Source organism: Pengzhenrongella frigida, assembly GCF_004168625.1.
Lineage (GTDB): Bacteria > Actinomycetota > Actinomycetes > Actinomycetales > Cellulomonadaceae > Pengzhenrongella > Pengzhenrongella frigida.
On the sequence record NZ_SDWW01000048.1, the window covers coordinates 21710 to 31385 of the forward strand.

Here is a 9676-nt window from a genome sequence, read left to right on the forward strand (position 1 = left end):
CCCCGCGGCGCGGCGCTCTCGAGCCGCCGGCCGAACGGCTCAGCGCACCGACTTCCGCTCGTAGATCGCCATCGACCAGGCGTAGCCGCCGACGGCGAGCACGACGCACCACCCGATCGCGAGCGCCACGCTCCCGCCGAGCGGGGTGCCGAGCAGCAGTCCGCGGACGGCCTCGATGAACGGGGTGAACGGCTGGTACTGCGCGAACCACTGCATCCCCTGCGGCATCGACTCGGTCGGCACGAAACCGCTGCTGAGGAACGGCAGGAACATCAGCAGCAGGGGCCAGTTGCTGGCCGTCTCGACCGACTTCGCCTGCATGCCCATCGCGACCCCGAGCCAGGTGATCGCGTACGCGATGAGCACGATCAGCCCGGCGGCGGCGATCCACTCGATCGGGCCGGCGGTCGGACGGAAGCCGATCAGCAGGCCCACGCCGAGCACGAGCGCGACGGCGATGATCGCCTGGATCGTGTTGCCGAGCACGTGCCCGGCGAGCACCGCCGCCCGCGAGATCGCCATCGTGCGGAACCGCGCCGTGATCCCCTCGGCCATGTCCATCGCGACCGTCGTCGCGGTGCCGCCGGCGCTGCCGGCGATGGTCAGCAGCAGGATGCCCGGCAGGACGTACTCGACGTACGCCGCCCGTCCGCCGGCCGGGTCGACCCCGGGCAGGCCGGCCCCGAGCGTGCCGCCGAACACGAACACGAAGAACAGCAGGAGCACCACCGGCCCCACGATGGTGAACACCGACAGGCCCGGGTACCGCACCATGTGCAGCAGGTTGCGGTGCAGCATCGTGAGCGCGTCGGCGACGACGTGCGACTGCCGGGCGGCCCCCGGGGCCGGGGGGCGCTGGGCGGTGGTGGCGGTCATGACTCGGTTCCCTTCGCGTCGAGGCGGCCCGTGAGTGCGAAGAACACGTCATCGAGATCCGGGGTGTGGATGCTGAGGTCGTCGACCTCGAGGGCGGCCGCATCGAGGCGGTCGAGCGCGGTGCGCAGCGCGCGGACCCCGCCGTGGCTCGGCACGGTGAGCGCGAGCCCCGCGTCGTCGCGCGCGGACTCGTCGAGCACGCGGGAGGCGGCGTCGAGCGCCGCGGCATCCGCGAACCGGAGCCGGATGTGCCCGCCGGGCACGAGGCGCTTGAGCTCGTCCGGTGTCCCCTCGGCGACGATGCGGCCGCCGTCGAGCACCGCGATCCGGTCCGCGAGCTCGTCCGCCTCCGCGAGGTTCTGGGTGGTGAGCAGCACGGTCGTGCCGTCCGCGACGAGGCCGCGCACGATGTCCCACATGGTGTGGCGGCTGCGTGGGTCCAGGCCCGTGGTGGGCTCGTCGAGGAAGATCACGCTCGGGGTCGCGACGAGGGTCATCGCGAGGTCGAGGCGGCGCTGCATCCCGCCGGAGTAGGTCGCGAGCGGCTTGCGTGCGGCCTCGACGAGGTCGAACTGCTCGAGCAGCTCGGCCACCCGAGTCTTCGAACGCTTCGCACCGAGGTGGCGCAGCCGGGCCATCAGCAGGAGGTTCTCCTCCCCCGTCAGCAGCTTGTCGACCGCCGAGAACTGGCCGGTCAGGCCGATCACCGCGCGCACACCGTCCGGATCGCGCACGACGTCGCATCCGTTCACGGCTGCCGTGCCGCCGTCGGGTCGCAGGAGCGTGGACAGGATGTGCACGGTCGTCGTCTTGCCGGCGCCGTTCGGGCCGAGCAGCGCGGTGACGGTGCCCGCGCTCACGGCGAGGTCGACGTCGTCGAGCACGAGCTTGGCACCGTAGGACTTCCGCAGCCCGCGGACGTCGATCGCTGTGGTTGTCATGGGTGTGGTTCCCTTCTGCTCGTTGCCCGACGTCATCGCGCGCGCCGGATGGTGATGTCGCCGCGGGTACGGGCACGGACGGCGACGGACTGCTCGGAATCGTCCGGGGCGCGGTCGCCGTCGAGCTCGCTGCGCACGTGCCCGTCCTTCGAGGCCAGGTCGAGCCAGGCGGCGACGCCCGGCCGCACGCTGATGGTGATCTGGCCGAATCCGCTCTCGAGCTGGATGGAGCCGCTCGAGACCTCGCGCAGCTGGATGGCGCCGTACGCGGTCTTCGCCGCGACGGAGGCGAGCGCCGTCGTGATCTCCAGGTCGCCGTAGGAGAGCTTCGCGTCGAGATCGCCGCCCGCCTCCCCGATCTGGACGGAGCCGTGCGACGCCTTGAGGATCGCGTCGCCGGTGACCGTGCCGACCCGGATCTGACCGTGGTCCGCCGTGATCTCGATCCCGCCGTCGGCTGTACCCACGGTCGCGTTGCCGTGCCCGGCGCGCAGCCACAGGTCACCGGTGGAGTCGACGTCCACGGGACCCATCAAGCTCTTGATCCGGGTGGCGCCGAGCCGTCCGACGGCGCGTACGGCGCCCATGGCGATCTCGGCGGTGACCCGCGACCCCGTCGGCAGCTCGACCCGCACGTCGACCGACTCGGTGGGGCCGAGCCAGCTGAAGCGGGGCCGCACGCCGGAGATGGTGAGTCGCTGGCCGTTGAGGTCGACCTTGGTCTCCTCCGCGCCTCGGCGGTCGACCGCCTTCGCCGGGTTGCTGGGCGACACGGTCACGACCGTGTCGGCGCGGTCACCGGCGATGACCTCGATCGCGCCGACCTGCAGGTTGATGGCGAGGTCGATGGGGGTGGGGGTGCTGTAGGTGGGCATGAGTGCCGCTGTCCCTTCTGTGGGCGTGCTCGTGCGACCCCGCGGGTCTGCGTGGTTGATGGAGGTGGTGGCCGAGCGGGCTAGCGCGCCCAGCCCGCGAAGTTGTCGCCGGCGCGCAGCGTGCGCTGCGTGGAGCGTCGTTGCTTGGGCTGGAGCGCGGCCGCAACCGCTCGGACCAGCCAGGTGTTGACGGACAGTCCGTCGGCCGCCGCCGCGTCGTCCACCCGCGCCTTGAGCGCGTCCGGCAGGCGCAGCGTCGTGCGCGAGGTGCTCGCCTCGTCGAGGTCGACGGTGGCCGCGGGCCGCTCGTCGGCGTCACCCTCGTTGTTGGGCTGGACGACGACGAACTCGACCTCCCGTCCGCGCAGCCGCAGGTCCACCGAGCCGGGCGCGAGGTCGCGGGTGATCTCGCCGACCGCGGCCGACAGGGCGTCGAGGAGAACGAGCCGCGTCGCGGCATCTAGTGCGCCGACGAGCCGCTCCGCGACGGCAAGCGTGTCCGGGGCGCCGTTCGCCGCGGCATCCACCAGCTGACGCTGCAGCTCGCTGACGTACTGTCCAAGTTCCATGTCACCACGATGACACCATCGTGGTGTCTCGTCAAGCGATTGTGGTGTCATCGAGTCCGCGAACGGTCTGCGCCCCTGGCCGAGACGGGAATCTCGATCGCTCGTAAGGTAGACAGATGGACAAAGAGGCTGCTCAGGGCTGGCTCGACCGGTACGTCGCCGCGTGGTTGTCCTACGAGCCGAGCGAGATAGCCGGACTGTTCAGCCACGATGTCGCGTACCGCTACCACCCTTACGACGAGCCGATCCTCGGTCGGGACGCCGTCGTCGCGTCCTGGCTGGGCGAGAGCGGCGCGGATGACAGCTCCACCCGTGATGAACCGGGGACGTACGAGGCCGAGTACTCACCGGTCGCCGTCGACGGTGCCACCGTCGTGGCGACCGGCACCTCGCGCTATCGCGCGCTGCCGGGAGGGCCGGTCGTGCGCACGTATGAGAACTGCTTCGTGATGCGGTTCGACGGCGAGGGACGCTGCCGCGAGTTCACCGAGTACTACCTCCGCCGACCTGAGCACGGGTGATCCCGCGGTCATGCGACAGGCGGCCAGCCGGCCTCGACAAGGAGACCACGATGAAGCTCACCCTCAACGTCTTCCTCAGCCTCGACGGCGTCATGCAGGGACCCGGCGGACCGGACGAGGACCGGTCCGGCGGCTTCGACCAGGGCGGGTGGGTCGTGCCCTTCGTCGACGAGGAGTTCGGGGCGATCGTCGACGCCTGGTTCGCGCAGACCGACGAGATCCTGTTCGGCCGGACGACCTACGACATGATGCACGCCTTCTGGTCCCAGATCACCGATCCGGACGACGTCGTGGCCACGGTTCTCAACACCAGGCCCAAGCACGTGGTCTCGACCACGCTGCGAGATCCCGGGTGGCAGAACTCGTCCGTCATCGCCCGCGACGTCCCCGCCGCGGTTGAACGGCTCAAGGCGAAGCCGGGCGGCGAGCTCCAGGTCCATGGCAGCTGCACACTGGCCCACACGCTGCACGACGCCGGCCTGATCGACGAGTACCGGCTGATCATCTTCCCGGTCGTCGTCGGGCGGGGAAAGCGACTCTTCCGCGACGGCAGCGCCCCGGGGTCGCTCACCCTCGTCCGGTCGACGACCACATCCTCGGGGGCCGTCGCCCTGACGCTGCAACCGGCCGGGTCGCTCGGCCACGGCGACATCGAGGTCATCGACGGCAAGGAGGTCATCCACCCGGCCTGACCCCGCACACCGGCAGGAGAGAGGCACCGAGATGGCGGCAAGCATCCGCGGTGAGATCGTGATCAGTCGGCCCATCTCCGAGGTGTTCGACTTCGTGGCCGACGAGCGCAATGAGCCGAAGTACAACCCTCGGATGCTGCGTGCTGAGAAGCTCACCGACGGCGCGATCGGCACCGGGACTCAGTTCCGAGCGACCATGAAGTCGCGACGCACGCCGGACATGGTCCTCGAGACCACGGAGTACGACCGTCCCACGCGGCTCGCGAGCACGACGACGATGCCGTCGGCGGAGATCCGCGGCGTGCTGACGTTCGAGCCCACCGTCGGTGGCACCCGGTTGCGCTGGTCGTTCGAGGTTCAGCCCAACGGTGCGCTCAAGGCCCTCCGCCCGATCATCGTCCGCGTGGGCCGGCGTCAGGAGGCCACCAACTGGGCGAGCCTCAAGCGCTATCTGGAGTCGACGCCGACGGTCGGCACCGCCGCAAGCCCATCAGCGGCCAGGTGAACCACCCCACTCCCCCAGTGGTGTGGGCGAGCCGGAACCATCCCTGCGGTGATTCATCTCCGCAGGGTCTGGGTGACACCCGGAGTTCACGCGCGGACGGTTTGATGGGCGCCGGACCATCACCGAGGCATCACATCAGAGGCAAGGAGCCGTCAGGTGCGACTCCACCCCCTCGTGGACGCCGCGGGTGTTCACGTACTTCGCTTCCTCACGATGCTGGCCGTGCTCGCGATCGCCGGCGCGGTCGGCATCGACGGCTGGTACCTGGGCCTGGTGGCCAATACTGCTGTGTCGATCCTGGCCGTCGTCCTGATGACGAGACGGCGCCTGTGGCGATCCTCCGGAGCGACAGTGGCGTGGCGCTCCTGGGCTGCGCTCGTCGTCCTGATCCCCCTGGCTGTCGAGGCAATCTCGTGGGCTCTGCCTAGCGGACTGACGGAACGCGCCCCCGGCTATCCACTCTGGGCCCTCACCCTGGTGCTCGTCGGCTTCAATGAGGAACTGATCAGCCGAGGCGTGGTCCTCTCACGGCTGCGGGAGGCGTACCGCCCGGCCGTGGCGGTGACCTTCACCGGCGCACTGTTCGGGCTGCAGCACCTGTCCGCCTTTGCACTGACGTCGAGGGCCGCTGGCGACATCCTCGGCAATGTGGCCTTGTCCGCCATCTTCGGGTTCGCCCTCGCCGCCTTCCAGTGGAGATTTCGCTGGATCTGGCCACTGATCGTGGTCCACGCCACCGCGGACTTCACCACACTGCTCGCGACCGAACCCCTCCCAGACGTGGTCGTCGGTGCGGCCCACGTGATGCTGCTGACCTTGGGAGTCGTGGTCCCGCGATGGCCGCACAGCCCGCGGGACACCCGCAGCGCCGCCCGGCTTGAGATCAGGAGCAGCGACGCGGGGGCACCCAGGCCGATCGAGGCTGATCCCCGACGGTCAGCTTCCCTCAGGACCGGACGAACGTCGTCGTGAGCTCCCCGAGGCCGGTGACCCGGACGGTCACCGTCTCTCCGTGGGCGAGCGGCACGTGGACCGCCTGGGCCTGCGCCGACCGGGCGGGGGTCCCGGTCGAGATGATGTCGCCGGGCTGCAGGGTGATGATCTGGGACAGGTAGTGCACCAAGAACGCGACGCCGTATACCATCGCGTCCGTGCTGGCCCGCACCGTCACGACGCCGTCGCGCTCGACCTCCATCAGCCGGCCTGCCAGGTCCGGCACCTCGTCGGTGGTCACGATCCAGGGGCCGAGCGGACCGAAACCGTCGACGCTCTTGCCCAGGGCCCACTGGCTCGCGCGGTTCTGCCAGCCGCGGTCGGACACGTCGTTGAACAGGGTGTACCCGGCGACGTGCGCCATCGCGTCCGCCTCGTCGACGTCGCGGGTGACCCGGCCGATCACGACGGCGATCTCGCCCTCGTAGTCGACGTCGGTCGCGGCGGGCGGCATCACCACGAGGTCGCGCGGACCACCGATCGTGTTCGCGGTCTTGATGAAGACGTTCGGATAGGGCGGCGGTGTCTCCGGACTCAGCCCGGCCTCGACGTGACCCTCGTAGTTGTAGCCGAGGCACAGGATCGTGCGCGGGCGCACCGGCGGCGCGAGCCGCACGTCCGCCAGCCGGGGCAGGACCGTGCTGTCCGCCCGGCCGACCGCAGCGCGCGCGGCGGTGAGCGCCGCGTCGTCGGCCAGGAGCTGCGCGAGGGTCGCGCTGCCCGTGATCGCGCTCAGATCCAGCACGCGGTCGACGCCGTCCGGGCCGGCCACGACGGCGCCGGGCCGTTCCTGTCCGTCGATGTCAACGCTGACGAGTCTCATGCGCTCTCCTTCGTAGGGTCGGGTGATCGCGCCGTCGTTCGGGCGCGACTCAGTAGTAGGTGCGCCGGTACTCCGCCAGGCACAGGATCGCCATGGCCTGCCCGTAGGGCATCGAGGTGCGCGGGATCGCCCGGTAGAAGTCCAGGTCCGACCCCATGCCGGTGCCGAACGACACCTGCTGCAGCTCGCCGTCGTCGGAGACGTTCGCGACGATCCCCTGGACCGCCTTCTCCGCCACTGGGGAGTAGGTCGCGTCGAGGTACCCCTTGCGCACGGCCTTGAGGATCCCGTACGCGAAGCCCGCCGTCGCGGAGGCCTCGCAGTACGACTCCGGGTCGTCCAGCAGCGTGTGCCACAACCCGGTGTCGGCCTGCAACGCGGCGAGGGCAGCGACCTGGGCGTCCAGGACCTGGATCAGGAACCGGCGCACCGGGTCGGACTCCGGCAGGTCCACGAGCTCGAGGAAGTCGGGGATCACCATCGTGAGCCACGAGTTGCCGCGGGCCCAGCGGGCCTTCGCGAAGTTGTGGTGGCCCTCGAACGACCAGCCGTGGAACCACAGCCCCGTCTCACGGTCCATGAGGTACGCGACGTGGGTGAGGAACTGGAACGTCGCCTCGCGGACGTCGTCGGGCCGGTCGAGCAGCAGGCCGATCTTCGCCAGCGGCAGGACCGTCATCATGAGCGTGTCGTCCCACAGCTGGTGGTGGTTCTCCTCAGCCAGCGTGATGTGCTGCATGCCGCCGTGCGGCGTGCGCGGCATCGAGCGCATCGCCCACTCGGCCCACGAGCCGAGCCAGGGCCGCAGCGTGCGATCTCCCGTCTCCTCGTACCGGTAGGCGAGGGTCAGAAATGGCGCCATCGTGTTGACGTTCTTGGTCGTGCCCTCGACCAGCCGGGCGGCGAACCAGGAGTCGACGATGTCCCGCATCGCCGGGTCGCCGGTCTGGTCGTAGTACTGCCAGATCCCGTACAGGCCGATCCCCTGGGTCCACTCCCAGCCCGCCCAGCCCTTGGTGTCGATGACCCGGCCGTCGTCGAGCCGCAGGAGGAACTCCCCGGTCTCGTCCGTGATGTTGACCAGGTTGTCGGTCAGTCGACGCACCAGCTCGTCGATGCCCTCGCGGGAGATGAACCGCTCCGGCGCCCGCAGCAGCGCACTGTGCTTCACCGGCCACGCCTTCGGCATCTCGTGCGGCGTCTTCGTCATAGCCGGATCTCCGTTAGTCGTGCTGTTCGGGGCGGGGGCGGGCGGTGTGCGACGAGTCTGGTGCACTCGTGCCGTCGATCGCGTTCTCGAGCGGTCGACGGCACGAGTGCGCGGGCTCAGACGCTGCTGGGCTTGAGAGACCGCTGACCGGCGCCCGACGGCGTCTCCAGGTCCTCGAGCGAGGTGCCCTTGGTCTCGGCCGACAAGAACGTGGCCAGCGCCGCGACGAGGCAGATGCCGAACGTCATGGACCCGATCACGAGCGGGACGTTCGTCGTGCCGGGGGGAGCGATCGCGGTGAAGATGCTCGGGAAGAATGCCGCGATCATCAGGCCGACGTTCTGCGACACCGCGAACCCGGTCACCCGGATGCGCATCGGGAACTGCTCCTGGTAGAAGGTGGCGAAGGTGGCGTTCCACATCTGGAAGAAGACGCCCTGGATGACGACGACGCACACGAAGACCAGCGGCAGGCTCCCCTGGTCGATCGCCCACAGGTAGCCCCCCGCGAGCAGGCCGCCGCCGATCCCGCCGACCAGCATCAGAGTGCGCCGGCCGATCCGGTCGGAGAGCGCACCGAACATCGGGATCGTCACGACCGCAACCACGTTGGCCACGAGCGTCACCCAGAGGAAGTCGCTCTTGGTGAAGCCGATGCCGTACCCGTCCTGGGTGGCGTACGCGACTCCGAAGACGAGGGTCGCCATGCCGATCACGTTGGTGAGGGTCATGAGGATGCAACGGACCAGGACCCACAGGTGGGTGTGCACGAGCTCGACGATCGGGAACTGACGCTTCGCCTTGGTCTCGTCGGACTGCGCGAGGAACACCGGGGGCTCCTCCACCCGGCGGCGGATGACGAACCCGGCCAGGATGACGAAGGCGCTCAGCAGGAACGGGATGCGCCAGCCCCAGGTCTGGAACTGGTTGTCGTCGAGGACCGCGGCGAGCGGAAGCATGAGACCCATGGCCAGGATCGAGCCGAACTGCGTGCCCTGCAGGCTGAAGCTCGCGAAGAAGCCGCGCCTTGCGTCGGGGGAATGCTCGACGATCATCGCGCTGGCACCGCCGAGCTCGCCGGCGACGGCGAACCCTTGGACCAGGCGCAGGGTCACCAGCAGGATGGGCGCGAGAATGCCGACCTTGCCGTACGTGGGCAGCAGCCCGACCGCGAAGGTCGCGACCCCCATCAGCAGCATCGCGAAAGTGAGCACGTTCTTGCGGCCGTGCCGGTCCCCCCACGCGCCCAGGACGATCGCGCCGATCGGACGCGAGACGTAGCCCACCGCGTAGGTCGCGAGCGAGGCGATGATGGCGACTGTCGGGTTGCCGGACGGGAAGAAGACTGCCGGGAAGACGAGTGCCGCGGCCTGCGAGTACAACGCGAAGTCGTAGTACTCGAGCGCGCTCCCGATCCAGCCGCTCATCGCAGCCTTCTTCGGGTCGCGCTTGCCGATCCCGGCTTCAGGCTGGATCTCCCCGGAAATGGTCGTGCTCATGTGCTGATCCCCTTCGGCGCCAATGGCGAGGGACGGGAACTGGTTCGTTCGGAACGTGTGGTCGTGATCGGAACTGCTGGGCAAAGCACTGCGCGCTAGGGCATGTCTCCCTAGCTCGGTTTGGTGCTCATTGGCATGCTGTTGCGGGTGAGTCGTTACGCCGTGTTGTCAG

General features: G+C 69.6%; 11 protein-coding genes. 4 read left to right on the top strand and 7 right to left on the bottom strand.

Going from position 1 to position 9676, the window contains the following annotated elements; translation table 11 throughout:
• Positions 1-39 precede the first annotated feature (39 nt).
• The 4 genes from EUA98_RS16460 to EUA98_RS16475 form a co-directional block, all read right to left on the bottom strand.
• On the bottom strand, positions 40-876 hold the full coding sequence (locus EUA98_RS16460; protein ID WP_130103781.1) for an ABC transporter permease: 837 nt from the start codon (positions 874-876) through the stop codon (positions 40-42).
• Positions 873-1817, bottom strand: coding sequence for an ATP-binding cassette domain-containing protein (locus tag EUA98_RS16465; RefSeq protein WP_130103782.1), 945 nt, complete (start codon positions 1815-1817; stop codon positions 873-875). Before EUA98_RS16465 ends, EUA98_RS16460 begins: the two co-directional genes overlap by 4 nt.
• Before the next feature lie 32 nt (positions 1818-1849).
• Complete coding sequence (locus tag EUA98_RS16470) at positions 1850-2692, bottom strand: DUF4097 family beta strand repeat-containing protein (RefSeq protein ID WP_130103783.1); 843 nt, start codon at positions 2690-2692, stop codon at positions 1850-1852.
• 80 nt (positions 2693-2772) lie between these two features.
• On the bottom strand, positions 2773-3261 hold the full coding sequence (locus EUA98_RS16475) for a histidine kinase (protein ID WP_130103784.1): 489 nt from the start codon (positions 3259-3261) through the stop codon (positions 2773-2775).
• 116 nt (positions 3262-3377) lie between these two features.
• Here EUA98_RS16475 and EUA98_RS16480 point away from each other — a divergent pair, with 116 nt between their 5' ends.
• The 4 genes from EUA98_RS16480 to EUA98_RS16495 all read left to right on the top strand — a co-directional run bounded on the left by EUA98_RS16480 (position 3378) and on the right by EUA98_RS16495 (position 5951).
• Entirely contained in the window at positions 3378-3782 is a 405-nt protein-coding gene (locus EUA98_RS16480; protein ID WP_130103785.1) for a nuclear transport factor 2 family protein, read from the top strand.
• Positions 3783-3832: 50 nt separating this feature from the next.
• Positions 3833-4474 (top strand): dihydrofolate reductase family protein, encoded by a 642-nt coding sequence (locus EUA98_RS16485; protein WP_130103786.1) that lies wholly within the window; start codon positions 3833-3835, stop codon positions 4472-4474.
• Between the two features lie 31 nt (positions 4475-4505).
• Complete coding sequence (locus tag EUA98_RS16490) at positions 4506-4979, top strand: SRPBCC family protein (protein WP_130103787.1); 474 nt, start codon at positions 4506-4508, stop codon at positions 4977-4979.
• Positions 4980-5135: 156 nt separating this feature from the next.
• Positions 5136-5951: a CPBP family intramembrane glutamic endopeptidase gene (locus tag EUA98_RS16495; protein WP_130103788.1), complete on the top strand. Its 816-nt coding sequence runs from the start codon at positions 5136-5138 to the stop codon at positions 5949-5951.
• On the opposite strand, the gene EUA98_RS16500 is transcribed toward EUA98_RS16495, so the two are convergent.
• The 3 genes from EUA98_RS16500 to EUA98_RS16510 form a co-directional block, all read right to left on the bottom strand.
• Complete coding sequence (locus EUA98_RS16500) at positions 5926-6795, bottom strand: fumarylacetoacetate hydrolase family protein (RefSeq protein ID WP_130103789.1); 870 nt, start codon at positions 6793-6795, stop codon at positions 5926-5928. The genes EUA98_RS16495 and EUA98_RS16500 overlap by 26 nt on opposite strands.
• A gap of 49 nt (positions 6796-6844) precedes the next feature.
• The gene (gene bglB / locus EUA98_RS16505; RefSeq protein WP_207219121.1) at positions 6845-8005 is read right to left on the bottom strand and encodes a beta-galactosidase BglB; all 1161 of its coding nucleotides are present in this window, start codon (positions 8003-8005) and stop codon (positions 6845-6847) included.
• A gap of 116 nt (positions 8006-8121) precedes the next feature.
• Positions 8122-9504 carry an MFS transporter gene (locus EUA98_RS16510; RefSeq protein WP_130103790.1) on the bottom strand — a complete coding sequence of 461 codons (1383 nt, stop codon included), beginning with the start codon at positions 9502-9504 and terminating at the stop codon, positions 8122-8124.
• Positions 9505-9676 lie beyond the last annotated feature (172 nt).

Bases quoted from the DNA above. Each gene is read 5' to 3' on its own strand.
- bglB (WP_207219121.1), bottom strand. From the start codon at position 8,005: ATGACGAAGACGCCGCACGAGATGCCGAAGGCGTGGCCGGTGAAGCAC.
- EUA98_RS16470 (WP_130103783.1), bottom strand. From the start codon at position 2,692: ATGCCCACCTACAGCACCCCCACCCCCATCGACCTCGCCATCAACCTG.
- EUA98_RS16485 (WP_130103786.1), top strand. From the start codon at position 3,833: ATGAAGCTCACCCTCAACGTCTTCCTCAGCCTCGACGGCGTCATGCAG.
- EUA98_RS16460 (WP_130103781.1), bottom strand. From the start codon at position 876: ATGACCGCCACCACCGCCCAGCGCCCCCCGGCCCCGGGGGCCGCCCGG.
- EUA98_RS16490 (WP_130103787.1), top strand. From the start codon at position 4,506: ATGGCGGCAAGCATCCGCGGTGAGATCGTGATCAGTCGGCCCATCTCC.
- EUA98_RS16510 (WP_130103790.1), bottom strand. From the start codon at position 9,504: ATGAGCACGACCATTTCCGGGGAGATCCAGCCTGAAGCCGGGATCGGC.
- EUA98_RS16480 (WP_130103785.1), top strand. From the start codon at position 3,378: ATGGACAAAGAGGCTGCTCAGGGCTGGCTCGACCGGTACGTCGCCGCG.
- EUA98_RS16465 (WP_130103782.1), bottom strand. From the start codon at position 1,817: ATGACAACCACAGCGATCGACGTCCGCGGGCTGCGGAAGTCCTACGGT.
- EUA98_RS16500 (WP_130103789.1), bottom strand. From the start codon at position 6,795: ATGAGACTCGTCAGCGTTGACATCGACGGACAGGAACGGCCCGGCGCC.
- EUA98_RS16475 (WP_130103784.1), bottom strand. From the start codon at position 3,261: ATGGAACTTGGACAGTACGTCAGCGAGCTGCAGCGTCAGCTGGTGGAT.